Here is an 18,806-nt window from a genome sequence, read left to right on the forward strand (position 1 = left end):
TAGAGGGGCAGGTGCCAGATTGTGGACAAGCTGATTGTCATTGATGGAAACAATATTATTTACCGGGCTTTCTTTGCCATGCCGCCGCTCACGAACGCCAGCGGCCAGCAGACGAATGCGGTGTATGGCTTTACGACGATGCTGCTGCGCTTGATTGAGGACTACAAGCCTTCACATATGATGGTTGCTTTTGACGCAGGTAAGGAGACGTTCCGGCATGCGGACTACCAGGAATATAAGGGAAAGCGGGAGAAAACACCGCCGGAGCTCTCCGGCCAGTTTCCGCTGCTCAAGGAGCTTCTTCAGGGACTCGGAGTCCCGCAGTTTGAGATCGCCGGCTACGAGGCCGACGATATTATCGGCACGCTCACCCGAATGGCTGATGAAGAGAAGCGAAACGTCATCGTCGTCTCCGGGGATAAGGATATGCTGCAGCTGGCGTCGGATAATGTCACGATTGCAATGGTGCGCAAGGGTGTTACGGATATTGAGTCATACGGACCGTCCGAGATTCAGGATAAGTATGGCTTGACCCCGCAGCAGATCATTGATCTCAAAGGACTGATGGGCGATGCCTCGGATAACATCCCCGGAATCCCGGGTGTTGGAGAGAAGACCGCTCTGAAGCTGCTGCATGAGTACGGATCGGTGGAGCAGGTGCTGGAGAGATCTGATGAGCTGAAGGGCAAGATGAAGGAGAAGGTTCAGACCCATGCCGACTCCGCCGTCCTCAGCAAAAAGCTGGCGACGATTCACCGGGAGGTTCCGCTGGAGCAAGTGTGGGACGATATGAAATTTGACGGATTGCATCCGGATACGGCGGGCCCGGCTCTGGCCAAGCTGGAATTCAAATCGCTACTGGAACGCTTGAACCTGAGCGGCCAGGATGCCGGGACTGCCGCGGACCCTGCACGTCCGGAAGCCGAGGTGCAGGTAAGGACTGTAACCATGGATGACATGCATGAGCTGTCTGCGGTGCTAAGTGACGTGAAGGTGCTTCATGTGGAAACCCATGGAGACAACCCGCATCATGCTGAGCTGGTCGGGCTGAGTCTTGCGACTGGAGATACACAGTATTATATCTCGCCAGCGGTTCTGCAGAGCGAAGGAGCAGAGCCGGTCCGGGAGTGGCTGGCAGACAGCAGCATTCCGAAGAACGGCTACGATCTGCACCGGGTAGATCTGGCGCTGCATGCACATGGCATACTCTTTGCGGGAGCTGCCTTTGATGTGCATCTTGCAGCGTACTTGCTGGATCCGACGGAAGGCAATCAGACGTTGAGCGGACTGGCAGCAAAGTATGGCATGTCGCATCTGGTTTCCGATGATGATGTGTTTGGCAAGGGAGCCAAGTGGAAATTACCGGATGAAGAGAAGCTGAGCGGCCATTTGGCCAGAAAGTGCGCAGCCGTCGCCCAGATTGTGCCGATGCAGGAGAAGGAGCTTAATGACAATGGCATGCTTCCTCTCTTTCACGACCTGGAAATGCCGCTGTCCCGTATTCTTGCAGATATGGAGAAGCAGGGCATTGCAGTCAACCGGGAGGAGCTGAAGTCTCTCGGGCAGGAATTTCAGCAGCAGATTGAGAAGCTTGCGGCCGAGATTTATCGTATTGCCGGCGAGGAATTCAATCTGAATTCGCCGAAGCAGCTGGGCGAGATCTTGTTCGTCAAGCTGGAGCTGCCAGTCATCAAGAAGACAAAAACGGGATATTCTACAGATGCAGAAGTGCTGGAAAAGCTGGCGCCTTACCATGATATTGTTCAGCTGATCCTTCAATACCGTACAATCGCCAAGCTGCAGTCTACTTATGTAGAAGGACTGCTCAAGGAAGTCTCAGACGAGTCCGGCAAGGTGCATACATACTACCGCCAGACGATTGCAGCAACAGGCCGCCTTAGCAGCCAGTTCCCGAATCTGCAGAACATTCCGATCCGTCTGGAGGAAGGCCGGAAGCTGCGGAAGGTATTTGTCCCGTCCGAGCCGGGCTGGTCGATTCTGGCGGCAGACTATTCCCAGATCGAGCTGCGGGTGCTGGCCCATATTTCGGACGATGAGCGTCTGAAGGAAGCCTTCGTTCAGGATCTGGATATTCACACCAAGACCGCCATGGATGTGTTTCGGGTGTCTCAGGATGAGGTGGACGGAAATATGAGGCGCTCCGCCAAGGCCGTTAATTTCGGGATTGTGTACGGGATTAGCGACTATGGATTGTCGCAGAATCTGAACATTACCCGGAAGGAGGCGGCTTCCTTTATCGATCAGTATTTTGAGGTGTTCCAGGGTGTACGCCGATACATGGATGAGATTGTGCAGCAGGCCCGCAAGGATGGGTATGTCAAAACCTTGCTGGAGCGCCGGCGCTATCTGCCGGAGATTAACGCACGAAACTTTAATCTGCGCTCGTTTGCGGAGCGGACGGCGATGAACACGCCGATTCAGGGAACCGCAGCCGATATTATCAAGCTGGCGATGGTGCATATGGATGCAGCCTTGGCAGAGCGGAAGCTCAAGAGCCGCATGCTGCTGCAGGTGCATGATGAATTGGTGTTTGAGGTGCCGCAGGAGGAGCTGGAGACGATGAAGACCCTGGTGCCGGAAGTAATGAGCCGGGCGCTGGAACTCTCTGTGCCGCTGAAGGCGGAGGTCAGCTTTGGAGACAATTGGTACGAGGCTAAATAAGACTGGGGAGAAACGGCAGTCCCGTTTCACGCTCACATCCGTTATAATAAAAGGGTGAGGTGAAGAGAGATGCCGGAATTGCCGGAAGTTGAAACCGTAAAGCGAACTCTGAATCAGCTGGTTCAGGGCAAGCATATTATAGATGTTACCGTCAGGCTGCCGAGAATTATTCAGCGGCCTGATGATGCGGAGGCGTTTGCCTTCATGCTCAAGGGCCACACCATTCAAAAGGTAGAGCGCCGCGGCAAGTTTTTGAGAATTATGCTGGATGGTCTGGTGCTGGTCTCACATCTCCGGATGGAGGGCAGGTACGGGCTGTATCGGAAGGAAGAGCCGATTGAGCTGCATACACATGTCGTTTTTCACTTTGATGATGGCACAGAGCTGCGCTACAAGGATGTACGTCAATTTGGAACGATGCATATTTTCGCGGCTGGCGAGGAATTTAATCATCCTCCACTGCTTAAGCTGGGGTATGAGCCGCTGGACGATACATTTACGCTGGGCGCCTTCAAGGATATGCTCGTGACCAAAAAAACCAAGATCAAGGTCGTGCTGCTCAACCAGGCTTATGTTGTAGGTCTGGGCAACATTTATGTGGACGAAGCTCTGCACCGGGCGGGAATCCACCCGGAGCGGGCCGCGAATCAGCTGAGCGATCAGGAAACGGAAGCTCTGCACCGCTCCATCATTTCGACGCTGTCCGAGGCGGTTGAAGCTGGCGGCTCCTCCATTAAATCCTACGTAAACGGACAGGGAGAGGCGGGGCGCTTTCAGCATAGCCTGCGGGTGTATGGACGCAAGAATGAGCCCTGCGACCAGTGCGGTCAAGCGATTGTGAAGACGGTAGTAGGCGGCCGGGGTACGCATTTTTGCCCGGACTGCCAGTCCTTGAAGCAGCATATAGATGTATAAATGAGGCAGGCACCCATCTCCTCCCGATCTCATATATTGTGAGATATTCAGTCCCCGCTGCTGCAAGCATGAAGCAGGTGCCGCCAATGTGATGGCGGCGCACGCTCGGGGCTTGAGGAGGTCATATGGGTGCTACAGCTATTGTTGACACCGGTGCTGCTGGCCCTGGCACTGAGCCTGGATGGCTTTGGGGCCGGCATTACATACGGGATTCGGAGAATGCGGCTCCCGCTGCTGTCGGTGATCATTATTTCCTTATGCTCGGGTCTGGTGCTATGTATCTCCATGCAGGCAGGTACACTGCTGCAGAGCATCATATCGAGGCAGGCAGCTGCCGTTTCGGGAGCGGGAATCTTGATTCTGCTGGGGTGCTGGTCACTGCTGCAGCAATGGCGCGGCAGGCATGAATCTGATCTGGATGACGCCTCTCGAAGTGAGTCCGTATCGTTATCGGAAGCAGCACTGCCGGTGACAAAGACCGGGACCTCGGGACGTTCAGAGCCATCCTCTCAGAGCCTGTCGGCCGAGAAGGTGTTTACCCTGGAAATCAGGAAGCTGGGCCTGGTCATTCAGATCCGCAAAAGTCCCTCCCGCGCGGACTTGGATCAATCCGGCAGTATTTCTTCCATGGAAGCGATGTGGCTGGGTATTGCCTTGTCCCTGGATGCTTTCGGCGCGGGGCTGGGCGCTGCCATGATGGGGATCTCGCCTTGGCTGACGTCTGTCATATCCGCGTTGTTCTGCGGGGCGTTTCTGATGCTGGGAATGAAGGTCGGCTTCAAAGCAGCTTCTGGCCAAAGAATGCAGCTGCTGTCGTTGGTGCCGGCTATGTTATTGATTGTCATGGGGATTATGAAGCTGTTATGAGGTGAAAAAATGAATATCGGGTTAACCGGAGGAATTGCAACCGGCAAAAGCACCGTGTCCTCTATGTTCGTCCGGAAGGGAGCCCTGCTGGTGGATGCCGACGCCATTGCCCGGGAGGTCATGCTCCCGGGACATCCGGTGCTGGCTGAGGTGGCGGCACATTTCGGCCCGGACATATTAGGATCGGATGGTCAATTAAACCGCGAGCGGTTAGGGGAAATTGTATTCAATCAGCCGCAGGAGCGGCAGGCGCTGAACGACATTACACATCCGGCGATCCGCCGAGAGATCCGGGACCGGATTCAAGTCTACGAGCAGCAGCATCCTGATTCGCTCGTCATTGTGGACATTCCGCTGCTGTTTGAATCGGGCCTGCAAGCCCAGTATGATCAAACGCTGCTCGTGTACGTGCCGGCGAAGCTTCAGCTAGAACGCTTGATGCAGCGTAATGGACTGACACGAGAGCAGGCAGCAGCGCGGATTCAAAGCCAGATGGACATTGAAGAGAAGAAGAGCCTGGCTGATTATGTGATCGACAACAGCGGCACGCTGGACAAGACCCTTTATCAGGTGGAAAAGCTGTGGAACAGGATCGCCCGGCTATGATCTGGCTGCGAAAGAAAAGGGTGCTGCTGCCCGTTCTGATTACATTTATCGCTGTACTGTTTCTAAGCAGTCACTGGATGACCTGGATTTATCCGATTTATTACAAGAATGAAATTCGCAAGCATGCTGAATATTATGAGGTGGACCCCTTCCTGGTGGCCTCCATTATTCGAGTGGAGACGAACTACAAGCCGGGGAAGGAATCCAAAAGAGGGGCGCTGGGCCTTATGCAGCTGATGCCGGATACCGCTAACTGGGCCATGGAAATGGCCAAGCTGCCTGCGATCACGCTGGATCGGGTGAAGCACGAGGCGGATGCCAATATCCAGCTCGGCACCTGGTACATCCAGAAGCTGCACCAAGAGATGGACGGTAATCCGGTGGCGGCCATTGCAGCGTACAACGCAGGTCCCGGCAATGTGAGAAGCTGGCTTCGAAAAGGTTTGTGGGACGGCAGCTATGACAATGTGAAGGATATACCGATTGGAGAGACGCGGCATTATGTGCAGCGGGTGGTGTACTATTACGATCAGTATCGTGACGTGTACGATTCTTTTTAAGCTTGCATCCATGTCAAAAAAGAGTGCCGGACAAGCTATTCAGCCTGTCTGACACTCTTTCGGGATGAAGAATTGATTATTGACCGGAGTATTGTCCAGCCAATTGCTGCTCGGCCAGGGTTACCAGACGCTTGGTAATGTATCCCCCGATCGAACCGTTCTCGTAGGAAGTCATGTTACCTTGGTATCCGTCTTGTGGAATGCTGATGCCCAGCTCCTGAGCTACCTCGTACTTCATTTGCTCAAGCGCACCGTTAGCACGAGCGACGACCAGGTTGTTGCTGTTTCTGCTGCCTTGTCCCATGTGATGTTCACCTCCTTGAGTTGGTAAAAGTATTATGTCTCCGAATGAGCATCTTCATCACAAATTTTTACGTGCATTTTATGGAAATCTTTAATATAGCTTCAAGAAGCACTTAAACAAAGGAAGTGATAATCAATGAAATGCCCATATTGCAGCTTCGCCGGTACCAAGGTGCTGGATTCCCGTCCCGCGAACGAGAATAAGTCGATTCGCCGCCGCCGGGAGTGTGAGCAATGCAGCCGCCGGTTTACCACCTTTGAAATGGTGGAGGAAACGCCGCTCATGGTTATCAAAAAGGATGGCAGCCGCGAGGAGTTCAGCCGTGAGAAGGTGCTGCGAGGCTTGATTCGTGCCTGTGAGAAGCGGCCGGTGTCTGCGGATCAGCTGGATCAGCTGGTGTCCGAGGTGGAGAAATCGCTGCGCAATACCGCCGCGGCCGAAGTCGAAAGCCGGGAGATCGGGGAGCTGCTTATGGAGCAGCTGTATCCTGTGGACGAGGTGGCCTACGTACGCTTCGCTTCTGTTTACCGGCAGTTCAAGGATATCAACATGTTTATGAAGGAACTGAAAACTCTGCTGTCTAAGGATCATATCGCAGATCGTTCTTGAGATATATGTAAAAAGCCCTCCTGCGGAGGGCTTTTTACGATCACCAGGGGCTGGTGCTAAATGGATTGAAGATACTCCACAATGGTCAATAGACCGAGGTCGAAGTTCTCTAAATTAAAGTGCTCATTCGGCGCATGCAGATTTTCATCCGGAAGACCAAAGCCCATCATAACGGCAGGCGCGTTCAGTGTGCTGGAAAGCTTCTCCACAATCGGAATGGAGCCGCCGTCTTTGGTGAACAGCGCGCGGGTGCCATAGACCGCTCCAAAAGCATCGGCTGCTTTTTGCAGCATCGGGTGGGAGGGATCGACATTGAAGGCGAACGCTTTCTCCTTCGGCTTGTAGGTCAGCTTTGCGCCGGCAGGCGTGTGTGCCTTCAAGTGCTTCTCGATGGCATCCAGCACAGCCTGCGGATCCTGGTCTGCAACCAGGCGGCAGGTGATCTTCGCATGCGCTTCTTTAGGGATAACGGTCTTACTGCCTTCTCCCTGAAATCCGCCATACACCCCGTTCAATTCCAGAGTCGGCCGGGCACCTACACGTTCCACGAAGGAGAAGCCTTCTTCACCGTATAGGGAGTCCAGTGCCAGAGATTCCTTTAGCTGCTCTTCATCGAATTCCTGCTTGGCAAATTCCTCCCGCATTTCTGCTGACAGCTCCTGAACTCCATCATAGAAGCCCTCTACGCTGACGCGGCCCTGCTTGTCATGGAGAGAAGAGAGCAGCTCTACCATGGCATGGAGTGCGTTCGGTACGCCGCCTCCGTATGTACCGGAGTGTAGATCCGTGTTGGCGGTCTCTAAAGTAAGCTCCAGCGAGCACAATCCGCGCAGGCCGGTGGAAATCGCCGGCTTGCCGGGGGCTAAGAGGGAGGTATCCGAGATCAGGATGGCGTCGGCTGCGAGCTTGTCCTTGTGCTGCTCGAGGTACAAAGGCAGGTTAGGGCTCGATACTTCCTCTTCGCCTTCGATGCAGAATTTGACATTAACGGGCAGGCTCTGCTCCTGCTTCAGAATCGCCTCCACGGCCTTGACGTGAAGAAACAGCTGTCCTTTGTCGTCCGTAGCCCCGCGCGCATACAGCTTGCCGTTTCGTACATCCGGCTCAAATGGCGGCGTCTCCCACAAATGAAGCGGATCCACCGGCTGTACATCATAGTGACCGTAAATGAGCACAGTCGGCTTGCCTTCTGCATGCAAATAATCTGCCGTAATGATCGGATGCCCGGCGGTGGAATGAATCTCCACATGCTCCAGGCCAGCGGCCTTCAATTTATGAGCGAGCCAGTCAGCCGCCTTCGCGACATCCCCTTTATGCTCTGACAAAGCCGATATGCTTGGAATAGCCAGCCATTCCTTCAATTCATTCAAGTGCTCTTCCCGATGCTGTTCGAAATACGCTTTATAGTCTGCGTTCATGTCGTAGTCCTCCTCAGGTCAATAATGACGGCCATGTGGTCATGGCCGTCTTGTCTATTTTACCTTTTTTTAAGGGAAATGCGAAATGGGGGAGGAGGATGTAAACACTCAGAAAAATAAGACTTGCATAAAAGAAAGGGGCATGATATATTATTGGAGTGTTCTTTTTGAAGGAGATCTTCATTAAGGACATGAAAAATGAAAACTTACATATTTTGGGGCCTTAGCTCAGCTGGGAGAGCGCATCGCTGGCAGCGATGAGGTCAGGGGTTCGATCCCCCTAGGCTCCATACACGGAAAACCCTTGAGAAATCAGGGGTTTTTCTTATTTTAGTGCTACTAGAATGATCTGAGATTATCCTATTCTTGCTCCATGATCACGTCCGTGATCACCAAAAGTTTCTCCTTCAATAGTGATCACCGATGCTCACATTTCATGCAAAGAAAAAGGGGTTTGTCCGCATGAACGATGTTCGTCATACGAGCAAAACCCATTATTGAGAGCTATTAGCCTGATTGAATAACATGTTACCATACTTCTGCGCTGTTTCTTTGTGTACGCTCGGCAGAACGTGGCTGTAGATGTCCAAAGTGATTCGAACATCAGAATGTCCGAGTATTTCTTTCACCACCTTCGGATTGATTTCCCCCTGTAGCATAAGAGTGGCTACAGTGTGTCTGAGATCATGGAATCTGATCTTGGGAACTTCTGCTTTCTTGATCAGATTGTAGAAAGTGCGCAGGAGATTGCGTGGCAGGATTGGTGTTCCGAAGCCTGTACAGATTACCAAGTCATTGTTCTGATAAATCGGTCGAATGGCGAGCATTTCCTTCATAACGATGCGCTTATGCTTCTGTAGTGTCTCCAATACTCGACCATCTAGAGAGATTGTTCTTGTACTGGTTCTGGTCTTCGTCTGAACTGTTAATTCTTTACCGTCATGACTCAATGTTTGTCTTACGTTAAGCGTTTCGTTCTCAAAGTCGATATCTTTCCATCTGAGACCGAGAATTTCGCTTTGACGCATTCCAGTCGTAAGAGCCAGGAGAAAAGCGGGATATAGTCGATGCTCTTTCGCAACTTTCAAGAGCTGATTTGCTTCCTGAACGTCCCACACTGACATTTCCTTCTTATCAACCTTCGGTGTTTCAGCATCCTTCACTGGATTGGAGGAAACGTATTTGCGCTTTACAGCAGCCTCGAACGCACTTTTTAGGATTTTATGAATATCCAGAACGGTGCGCGGCGATAACTCCGATTCCTTCGCCAGATCAATGTAGAACTTCTCAATTTGGGCTGTCGTGATCTTAACGAGTTCAAACCGCCCCAGTCTTGGCACGATATGCTTGTTCACATGCCCCGTGTAGACCTCCAGCGTATGCTTCCGTAGCTTAAGCGATTTACTTTGAAGCCATTCAGGGAAGAAGTCCGCGAGAGTCCGTTTCGTTGGTTTTACGTATGTGTTCTCATCGATCTGAGTAGCCACCTTGCGCATTTCACGCTTGGCTTCAGCTTCCGTCTTGAATCCTCGCTTGAATATCTGCTTGCGTTTGCCTTTCTCATCCTTGCCAGCCTCAACAACAAAATACCAAGTACCGCGTTTTTCATCCTTTTTTACGTTCATCTAGATCATCCTCTCGTTTATATTGTGATTATTTTCACAAGAATTTCTTTGATGGATCGCCACGTATGCTCACAGGCCGCATTTCGAATCACCTCCTTTCAAGATTCTGCTGTTACTGACCATTCATCCAATTAAAGAAAATATCACGAGTTACTCGAATCGACTTTCCTATACGAATGACATGGAATTGTCCTGAATTGACGAGCTCATATGCTTGGCGGCGGCCAATCCCAAGGATTTGTTGAATATCTGCGACTTGCAAAACATCTGGATAAGATTGATTCATTTGAATCACACTCCTTCTTTGGTTTTAGTAACACGCTTACGCTTTGGCTTCGTATCTTTCACTTCATTAAATTTGTCATTACCTGCTATATTGGCTTTCGCTATATCAGGATGCTTCTCGATGACAACGCCTTTCCTACCGAGTCCTGATGAGCTAGGGGCTTCAATCATACGAATGTATCCATGATCGGCTAACACGCTCAATGTGCTGTCGAGGTTGTAAGCTGTAGCAAACTTGCCTTTGGTTTTTTTCCACAACTCCTGCTTCTTGATTAAATCCTCTTTGTCTGCAAAAATAATACTTAACAGATACTTGGCATCATCCAAACGTGCGTCAGACTTCATCACTCCGAATGCCGTCCTCGCCTGATTGACAAAGTATTCGCTGTGCTGAATAAGTCTGTTTCAGGTTCTTCTGATATCTCTGCTGGTAGTTGCTCAAGTGAATCGGTAGTCTGTAGATGTTCCGCTATATGAAGCAGTGACAGGACTCACAGCATTTGACCAGGGAATCGTTCTGCCCACGAACGCATGGAATGATGTGTGAATTCATCCGATCCGTTCAATCGGTATTCATGCTTCTCAGCAAAAGCAATCCAAGCCTTTTCGGCAGCTTCCTCAAGGTATAAACTGGAGGGGGCTTCTACCCTGTGGTTCATTAGAATTTGTATCTTACGGCTGTAGAACTCCAACTGTCCCCGATCAATGGGGATTGGAACAACCTTCCGAATGCCTAAAGGTTGCGGGGCAGCATATAGAAATCGTCCAAGGAATCCGCGTTCCAATAGACGAGCTGGCAAGCCCTGTAATAAGCCTGGTTGTACGAAGAGACCGATGGTTAGTATTGGTTCATAGAGCGTCTCAGATGGTCGGCCAACGCGATGTACTGTCATGTAGTCACCAGTGAAGCTCTTCAAGTAAATATCTAATGCGGGGAGGTTACTGTATCGGCCATTCAAGTTGTCGAATAATCCACCTTCCGACGATAACATTGCCATTTGCTCGTTATTGTCCTTCATTAGACCAATTAGCTTCTCTGGTGTAACATCGTCGGTGAGGTATGTCGGCGGCTTCAACTGATCATCAGCAATTCCTTCATGTTTCCGACGATACTCCTTCTGAGCTTCCTGCTGATACTTGATTAGCGGTTCGGCAAGCAAGTTGTATACGGCACTTTTCCGTTCGCCTGATCGCATTGATACCAGTGTGTAGAGATTAGTCTTTTCGGTGTGTGCGCTATTACGGAACGGCTTAATTACGAACTTCTTTGCAGCCGCAGCTGACAGAACTGACAATAGTGTAATTCCAGATGCATCGATCGGTGTTTGCGTTGAATCAGCGACCATTTCAATCAGATGTCGAAACCGTTCTGGCAGGATGGATGCAGGAAACGGCTCAAGATTTGGCGAATCAAAAGGTACGATGTCTTTCCATTCTTCTTTTAGGAATTCGCTGATCTTCACTGCCAAGGTATTAAGTTTTGTTGTCATAGGATGATGCCTCCATATTCGTATTGGTTTTCGGAATGTTGGCTCCATTCGACCTCACTCCATTGCGTGTTGCTTGCTCTGGAGATGACTATAAAGCAGTTTTTCGGCATGTTCAATAGCCCGAAACCCTTGTGTGGTCAAGCTTTTGCTCGACCGCACAAACCAATTGTTCGGCCGTTATAATCCCAAGACGGCTGCAATTGGTATCTAACAAGCCATGGTGTTCTGCGATTACTGACCTCCGCTCTTTTTTGTTCTAATTGGAATACAGTGCTACTGATGAAAGGTCTGGAAATTCTCAGCCCTCAGACATATGATTGAATACGCAGTAATTAGAAATACTGTCTCTCGTTTCAGGGGGCAAGTTCGGCAGAAGAAGTCGACTTAAAGAGTCTAATAAAGACCTTAGAGAATAAGACGGGTAAAGAAACCAAAATAGGCGATTTCGAGAATGTGACGGTAACCCATCTAACTACGTGCAGTGAATCTTCGTTGGTGAATCCTGAGCCTCTTTATAACCTTCATGATTTGCTTCCACGCGATTCAGAGCTATCAATGAAGCTACGGGAGTCAGGTATTACGTTCAGCAAGACAAAGAACAGTATCAATACTTACTTGGATGGGGAATTAATCAATTGGGAGGGCATGATTCCAAGAAGTAATGAGGAACCATGTATCAGGATGATTATGCGAAGATTGCAGCCAAACCGCTATTTTCCTGAGGCCGATAAGTGTATCAACGGTTTTCTTTTTGGCGGTGATATAGCGATGTACGTCATATCGCAGTGATGCCTGAGTTTGCAGAGAATATTCTAAGAGTATTAGGTAAGCAGAATGCTATTAATGATTGGAGAGCCAAAGTTAAGCCATGCGTCATCACTTTCCAGGTTCCAGTAAGCAGGATCATATTCGATGGCTCAAACAAACTAAACAAGCGGCAAACGCAGTTATGTTTGGTTCGTCATGCATTCTACTATTTAAGTCAGATAAGGCAAAATGAGTGGGACCAATGGTATAATCCTATTATCCGACTACTTGATGACCTTAATGTGGAAACTAATCAGATCCTATCAGTCTCCCCAGTGAGATTCTAGGTGCGTGACATTTGATTGCAATTGGCTTGAACTACATATTATAGAGTGAGGGGCGCTAAATGTTAAAGAATCTCAGCATAACTAATTTTCGATGCTATCGTAAGCACACAGTACCATTCAAAAGTATATCAGTAATTGTCGGCAAGAATAACGCTGGCAAGTCAACTATAGTTGAGGCATTAAGACTAATTTCATTAGTACTCCATAGATATCCGAATCTTGCTTATGTTGAACCACCAGTTTGGACAGGACTGCCTAAGGCCACTCGAGGTGTCAGCCCATCATTAAAGGGCATGGATTTCAATTCGGATAGTCTTTTTTATAGATACGGTACTCCACCTGCAATTTTAAAAGCAACCTTCGATAAAGGTGAAACAGTAGAAGTGTTGTTGGGTCCTAATGCTGAGGTATTCGCGATTCTGAACGATTCTAATGGTAAACCACTTAGAAATAAGGCTCATGCTGGTCGTACTCAAATGCCGCTAGTAAACATCTTACCTCAGGTTGCACCTTTACTACGAGAAGAGAAGGTGCTGAGAAGAGATTATGTTCTAGGTGCTGCTACTTCCCCACTCGCTCCATTACATTTTAGAAATCAATTGCTATTTCAAAGCGAGTATCATGATCGATTTGTCGCCTTATCAGAATCGACCTGGAATGGGTTCCGTATTCGTTCTTTGGAGGGCAATTCATTTGCTCATGGTGAACCTGTTACTCTCCTTGTCCAAGATGATGACTTTGTAGCTGAAGTTGGTTGGATGGGCCATGGTTTGCAGATGTGGCTCCAAACTATGTGGTTTCTTGCTAGGACTCCTGAGCAGTCCACGATCATTCTAGACGAACCTGATATTTACATGCACGCGGATCTCCAGCGAAAGCTAATAAAGTTGATAGCTGGAACGTACAAACAAGTTATTGTTGCAACTCATTCTGTAGAAATTATGGCTGAAGTGGATCCTGAAAATATCTTGGTAGTTGACAGGTCCCAACCAAAATCGAAATTCGCTAATAAGCTTCCAGCAGTTCAAAGGCTTATAGATAATATTGGGGGGATTCACAACATTCAGCTGGCAAGATTATGGTCATCTCGTAAGTGTCTTTTGGTAGAGGGCAAGGATATTTCTCTTCTAAAGCATATGCATCATACGATATTTCCCGAAAGTCATGAGGCGATAGATATGATTCCAAACCTCTCAATAGGTGGATGGGGCGGTTGGAATTATGCGATTGGATCTTCAATGTTATTACATAATTCATCTAACGAATCAATTAGAGTGTTTTGCTTGTTAGACAGGGATTATCATACTGAATCAGAAGTAAAAGCTAGGCTTGAGGAAAGTAAAAGGAGAAAAGTAGAGCTGCATATTTGGATAAAAAAGGAGATCGAGAACTATCTTTTAGTGCCAGAAGCCATTGCTAGGATAATAAACATATCGCGTAGAAAGCAAGGTGCACGAGTTACAAAAGAAATAGTTATAGACAAAATTATGGAAATCACCGAAACTCTGAAAGATGACACGATTGATGCGATAGCAACGGAATATCTTGAAGAGGGTAAAGTTAAAAAGGCTAACACGACCGCAAGAGATATTGTTAGCAGACATTGGGATTCATATGAAAAGAGAATATCTTTACTTTCTGGGAAGGCAATACTATCACTATTGTCTACATGGACTCAACAAGAATTCAATTTTTCTTTTAGTCCTATTCGTATTGCTAGAGCTTTAAGAAAAGAGGAGATACCAGACGAAATGGTGAAGGTTCTTACATCAATAGAACAAAATATTCAGTTAAATGGAGAAGACTTAGAACACTTAGCATGAAGAAAGACTTTCGGATATAAAACAAGGATACAACGAATTCTCACTGCAGCATTAGATGCATATCTTGTTTGGTCGGTTTTTGGTTGGCAACCACAGGGAACTGACCAATACCTTGGGATACCACAGGTTAATCCCCATCAGCCTACCTGCCGAAATCTCTTGTATATCAGGACATCAGGACATATCCGTAACTACTCGGATACGCAAGGAAACAAACCGAAAACTTATGGACCTCTGCCCGTTTGGGTCCCTTTTAATCTCTTGCAGTGCAAGGGATTGCGGCATCTATGCGAGATGATAAGCTGCAAACAAAAAAGTAAGGTCGACATACAAGCGGTATCTCCTAAAGCATGCTCCCTACTGAGGTAATAGCAACAAGTACGCCTTTAGCTGAGGCAGAAGAATCTCTAGCGGAAGATGAAGAATACGAACTGAAGGATTTTGAAGGGCATTGGACGTCTGAATAGCACGACTTTTTATATTGCTCTTACTGACAGCAGCAATGGTATCATTACGTTTAATGAACAAGTGGAAATGAATTCTGTTCCGTTCGAGTACAAGAAGACAGACTATAACAGGGTAATGATGCTTGTCGGCACTGAGCAAATGCCAATAAGCATAAGGTTAGAGGATGTAACTCGCTCGGTTATGCTGATGACAAGGATATGATTACTTGGAAAGGCAGGATGAGACTCAGAAGTCAGGGGATTCTGCAATGGATCTTATAAGCGGATTTAAAGGTAAATGGTTTGACTCTAGTCAATCTTACTGCTTTAAGCCTAAGCTAACCGAATTAGGCGAGGGAGCGTTTGATTACTATCAAGAACAAGAGCCATAACAGGATTCATTCCGTATCACCTACTGGATACGAATGACATCACGATTGATATTGATGGTTCGGGGCAAGTCTTCCTTAGTTTGAATGAAGACATGAACGAGATGATATATGAATCTAAAACATTGCAGATGAGCTTGAATAGACAATAAGCGCCCACCGAGGCGCTTTTTGGCTTCATAGCAGGTATTTCTTCTTGGTTTGTCGAATTAGTAGGACAAAAGTTGTATTTCATGAGAGCGATATCTAGTCAGCTTTCAGCTTCAGTTTCTACCGACACCTATGTCAGACAGGTATGATTATTAGAGGAGAATAAAAATGGAAACTAATTTTACATTCTTAGACAGTAACTTCCCTGTACTTGCTCAAATAGGTGCAACCGCTGAAGAATATCTTTATTCAGATCCCAATTCTTGCTTGATCAAGCTAGGTTTACTGGGCGAAACAGTCGTCAATTTCATGATGCAATTCGATGGTATTCAACCCCCAAGCTATGATAATACTCATGCAAATCGTATTAAGCTATTGAAGGGGCAAGGGTTGCTGCCACGTGAAATTGATGATATCTTATACAGCTTGCGAATGGCTCGAAATAAAGCTGTTCATGCCAACTACGATTCACTTGAACAATGTAAAGTTCTCATGGGCATGGCACATGAGTTGAGCATTTGGTTCATGCAAACGTATGGAGACTGGCAGTATAATCCCGTACGGTTTGTGTTGCCTCTTGAAAAGTTTCAAGCTAAGGTTGATTACGAAGCGATTCTTCGTGAGAAAGAAGCAAAGATCGAAGAACTGACCAAGCTTGCTGAACAATCAAAAGCAACCCCATCGATCTCCATCGAGGAACGTACCTCTAGAGGAAGTCGCGCAGCCCAGCAACTTCAACTATCCGAGGCGCAGACGAGGTATATTATCGACGAGCAGCTACGCAAAGTGGGATGGGAAGCAGATACAGTTCATCTGCGGTATTCGAAAGGAACGCGTCCACAAAAAGGCCATAATCTTGCGATTGCTGAATGGCCGACACGCAATTCCAGCGGAAAAACTGGTTATTCTGATTACGCTTTATTCGTTGGGCTTCAGATGGTCGGCATTATTGAAGCGAAGCGACAGTACACCGATATTCCATCCGTAATTGATAACCAGTGTAAGGAATATGCACAAGCTATAAGTGAAGAGCATGCCCCTTATCAAGTGGGAACTTGGAGTCAGTATAAAGTACCTTTTGTATTTGCAACGAATGGTCGGAAGTACTTGAAGCAACTTGAGACAAAATCAGGGATCTGGTTCCTCGATGTGCGTAAACAATCCAATATCTCCAAAGCCCTTCAAGGCTGGATGAGTCCAGATGGCATTATGGAGTTATTGAATAAAGATACGGATACAGCCGATCAAGCCCTGGCTGCTACACCTTATGATTTGCTGCGTGACCCAGATGGCCTCAACCTTCGCGAATACCAGATTGAAGCGATTGAAGCCGCTGAACAAGCCATTATCAATGGACAGGACAAAGTACTTCTATCGATGGCTACGGGAACAGGTAAGACGCGAACGATTTTGGGCATGTTGTATCGTTTCTTGAAAACCAGCCGTTTCCAACGTATCTTGTTCCTTGTTGACCGTACTTCGCTTGGTGAACAGGCGCAAGATGTGTTCAAGGAAGTCAAAATCGAAGAGCTCATGACACTAGATAACATCTACAACATCAAGGAGCTCAGCGACAAAGACATTGATAGAGAGACCAAGGTGCATGTCGCCACGGTACAGAGTTTGGTCAAGCGCGTACTCTACAATGAAGGAGAAACCATTCCTGCTGTTTCTGACTATGACCTTATTATTGTAGATGAAGCGCACCGCGGCTATATCTTAGACAAAGACATGAGCGACGACGAGCTGCTATATCGCAATCAGGAAGATTACATGAGCAAATACAGCGCTGTTATCGACTACTTTAATGCGGTCAAAATTGGTTTAACGGCTACTCCTGCCATTCAAACGACACAGATTTTTGGTCAGCCTGTGTTCAATTATACATATCGTCGTGCTGTTGTCGAAGGCTTCCTTGTCGATCATGATGCACCGCACACGATTGTTACCAAGCTTAGCAAAGAAGGAATCACCTACCAGAAAGGTGAAGTTGTCCCGATTTACGATCCTGTAACGGGAGAAATTACAAATAGTGGCGAGTTGGAAGATGAGTTGAAATTCGATGTAGAGAAGTTTAACCGCCAGGTCATCACAGAGAACTTCAACCGTACTGTTTTGACTGAAATTGCTGAGGATATCAATCCAGAGGGCGACGCGAAGACACTAATCTTTGCCGTTGACGAAAGCCATGCCGATGTCATCGTGAAACTGCTCAAAGAGGTTTACGAACCATTCGGTGTAGACAACGATGCTATCACGAAGATAACAGGCAGCATCGGCGGTGGGAATCCAAAGAAAGTAATAGAAGCTATTAAACGCTTCAAGAATGAACGATATCCCAATATCGTCGTTACAGTTGATCTTTTAACGACTGGCATTGATGTGCCAAAGATTACTACTCTAGTCTTCATGCGTAGGGTCAAGTCACGTATTCTCTTTGAACAGATGATGGGACGTGCCACCCGTCTCTGTCCTGAGATCGGTAAGACGCATTTTGAAATCTACGATCCAGTTGGCGTATATGAGTCGCTTGAGGACGTGAATACGATGAAACAGGTCGTGATCCAGCCTTCTACATCTTTTGATGATTTGCTGGATGGACTTGATGCTCTGCCGACCGAAAAGCAGTTGCAAAATCAAATTGATCTCATCGTGGCCAAGCTGCAGCGCAAGAAGCGGAACATGACGCAAGATGCTTTGGCTCATTTTAGAGACATCGCGCAAGGTGCTTCGCCTGATCAGTTCATCGAGAAAGTCAAACAAATGCCAGTGGAAGAGGCTAAATCCTACGTACTTGAGCATCGAAAAGTCTTTGGTATTATGAATGAAGGCGGCATAGGTAAGTCCAGAGCTGTGGTGATTTCGGATAAAGAGGATAAACTCGAATCACATGAACGCGGCTATGGCAAAGGCTTAAAGCCGAAAGATTACTTGGATGAGTTCAAAGCATTCATAACGAATAACATGAACAAAATCGCCGCGCTTCAAGTGGTTTGTACAAAACCTAGTGCTCTTACGCGGGAAAGCTTACAAAGCCTGCGAATGGAACTGGATCGCGAAGGGTTTTCAGAACAGCAGCTGAATTCTGCCTGGAAGCAGCTGTCTAATGAGGACATTACAGCGGATATCATTAGCTTTATTCGCAAGGAAGCGCTTGGATCTGCACTCGTTAGCCGATCAGAACGCACAAAACATGCCATTACCAAGCTGAAACAGAAGCACTCCTTTAGTAAGATGGAGCTGGATTGGCTTGGGCGAATTGAAACGGTATTGTTGCACGAACCGTTATTGGATCGTGGTCTATTTAATACGGGCGCATTCAAGAATCAAGGCGGCTATAATCGCATGAATAAGATTTTCCGTGAGCAACTCGATACCATTATTACAGAATTGAATCAGTACTTATTTGAAGACGGGGGACAATCAGCGTGAAAAACCAAGAGATCGTATCTAAACTATGGAACCTATGTAATGTTCTCCGAGATGACGGCATTACGTATCATCAGTATGTAACGGAGCTTACCTATACCGAAGCAATCTAAA

Annotated in this window: 14 protein-coding genes and 1 tRNA gene; 9 read left to right on the forward strand and 6 right to left on the reverse strand. The window is 47.8% G+C overall.

Features of this window, described 5'->3' with window-relative positions; all coding sequences use genetic code 11:
- The first annotated feature begins 21 nt into the window (after positions 1-21).
- The 5 genes from polA to JJQ72_RS00730 all read left to right on the forward strand — a co-directional run bounded on the left by polA (position 22) and on the right by JJQ72_RS00730 (position 5,630).
- A complete protein-coding gene (gene polA, locus JJQ72_RS00710; RefSeq protein WP_138226405.1) occupies positions 22-2,682 on the forward strand; it encodes a DNA polymerase I in 2,661 nt (886 codons plus the stop codon).
- Positions 2,683-2,751: 69 nt separating this feature from the next.
- Complete coding sequence (mutM, locus tag JJQ72_RS00715) at positions 2,752-3,597, forward strand: DNA-formamidopyrimidine glycosylase (RefSeq protein ID WP_138226404.1); 846 nt, start codon at positions 2,752-2,754, stop codon at positions 3,595-3,597.
- A gap of 129 nt (positions 3,598-3,726) precedes the next feature.
- Positions 3,727-4,464, forward strand: a complete 738-nt coding sequence (locus JJQ72_RS00720; RefSeq protein WP_208202412.1) for an MntP/YtaF family protein — start codon at positions 3,727-3,729, stop codon at positions 4,462-4,464.
- 9 nt (positions 4,465-4,473) lie between these two features.
- Complete coding sequence (gene coaE / locus JJQ72_RS00725; RefSeq protein ID WP_208202413.1) at positions 4,474-5,070, forward strand: dephospho-CoA kinase; 597 nt, start codon at positions 4,474-4,476, stop codon at positions 5,068-5,070.
- Positions 5,067-5,630 carry a lytic transglycosylase domain-containing protein gene (locus tag JJQ72_RS00730; RefSeq protein WP_138227816.1) on the forward strand — a complete coding sequence of 188 codons (564 nt, stop codon included), beginning with the start codon at positions 5,067-5,069 and terminating at the stop codon, positions 5,628-5,630. The genes coaE and JJQ72_RS00730 overlap by 4 nt, the downstream gene beginning before the upstream one ends.
- Positions 5,631-5,706: 76 nt before the next feature.
- Here JJQ72_RS00730 and JJQ72_RS00735 read toward each other — a convergent pair whose 3' ends face one another.
- Complete coding sequence (locus tag JJQ72_RS00735; RefSeq protein ID WP_138226401.1) at positions 5,707-5,934, reverse strand: alpha/beta-type small acid-soluble spore protein; 228 nt, start codon at positions 5,932-5,934, stop codon at positions 5,707-5,709.
- Between the two features lie 135 nt (positions 5,935-6,069).
- Here JJQ72_RS00735 and nrdR point away from each other — a divergent pair, with 135 nt between their 5' ends.
- A complete protein-coding gene (nrdR, locus tag JJQ72_RS00740; protein WP_138226400.1) occupies positions 6,070-6,543 on the forward strand; it encodes a transcriptional regulator NrdR in 474 nt (157 codons plus the stop codon).
- A gap of 56 nt (positions 6,544-6,599) precedes the next feature.
- On the opposite strand, the gene JJQ72_RS00745 is transcribed toward nrdR, so the two are convergent.
- Positions 6,600-7,961: a dipeptidase gene (locus tag JJQ72_RS00745; protein WP_138226399.1), complete on the reverse strand. Its 1,362-nt coding sequence runs from the start codon at positions 7,959-7,961 to the stop codon at positions 6,600-6,602.
- A 217-nt stretch (positions 7,962-8,178) separates the two neighbouring features.
- On the opposite strand from JJQ72_RS00745, the gene JJQ72_RS00750 reads away from it, so the two are divergent.
- A tRNA-Ala gene (locus JJQ72_RS00750) sits at positions 8,179-8,251 on the forward strand.
- A gap of 204 nt (positions 8,252-8,455) precedes the next feature.
- On the opposite strand, the gene JJQ72_RS00755 is transcribed toward JJQ72_RS00750, so the two are convergent.
- From JJQ72_RS00755 to JJQ72_RS00770, 4 genes are all read right to left on the reverse strand, one after another.
- Positions 8,456-9,586: a site-specific integrase gene (locus JJQ72_RS00755; protein WP_208202414.1), complete on the reverse strand. Its 1,131-nt coding sequence runs from the start codon at positions 9,584-9,586 to the stop codon at positions 8,456-8,458.
- Between the two features lie 112 nt (positions 9,587-9,698).
- Positions 9,699-9,872 carry a helix-turn-helix domain-containing protein gene (locus JJQ72_RS00760; RefSeq protein WP_087569696.1) on the reverse strand — a complete coding sequence of 58 codons (174 nt, stop codon included), beginning with the start codon at positions 9,870-9,872 and terminating at the stop codon, positions 9,699-9,701.
- Positions 9,873-9,877: 5 nt separating this feature from the next.
- Positions 9,878-10,219, reverse strand: coding sequence for a hypothetical protein (locus JJQ72_RS00765; protein WP_208202415.1), 342 nt, complete (start codon positions 10,217-10,219; stop codon positions 9,878-9,880).
- Between the two features lie 143 nt (positions 10,220-10,362).
- Positions 10,363-11,361 (reverse strand): YfjI family protein, encoded by a 999-nt coding sequence (locus JJQ72_RS00770; RefSeq protein ID WP_208202416.1) that lies wholly within the window; start codon positions 11,359-11,361, stop codon positions 10,363-10,365.
- 1,153 nt (positions 11,362-12,514) lie between these two features.
- On the opposite strand from JJQ72_RS00770, the gene JJQ72_RS00775 reads away from it, so the two are divergent.
- Together JJQ72_RS00775 and hsdR are read left to right on the forward strand one after the other, a co-directional pair.
- Complete coding sequence (locus JJQ72_RS00775) at positions 12,515-14,278, forward strand: ATP-dependent nuclease (protein WP_208202417.1); 1,764 nt, start codon at positions 12,515-12,517, stop codon at positions 14,276-14,278.
- Positions 14,279-15,431: 1,153 nt separating this feature from the next.
- The gene (hsdR, locus tag JJQ72_RS00780) at positions 15,432-18,695 is read left to right on the forward strand and encodes a type I restriction-modification system endonuclease (RefSeq protein WP_208202418.1); all 3,264 of its coding nucleotides are present in this window, start codon (positions 15,432-15,434) and stop codon (positions 18,693-18,695) included.
- Positions 18,696-18,806: the final 111 nt, after the last annotated feature.

This window comes from Paenibacillus sp. F411 (assembly GCF_017582705.1).
Taxonomy (GTDB): Bacteria; Bacillota; Bacilli; order Paenibacillales; family Paenibacillaceae; genus Paenibacillus_AQ; species Paenibacillus_AQ algicola.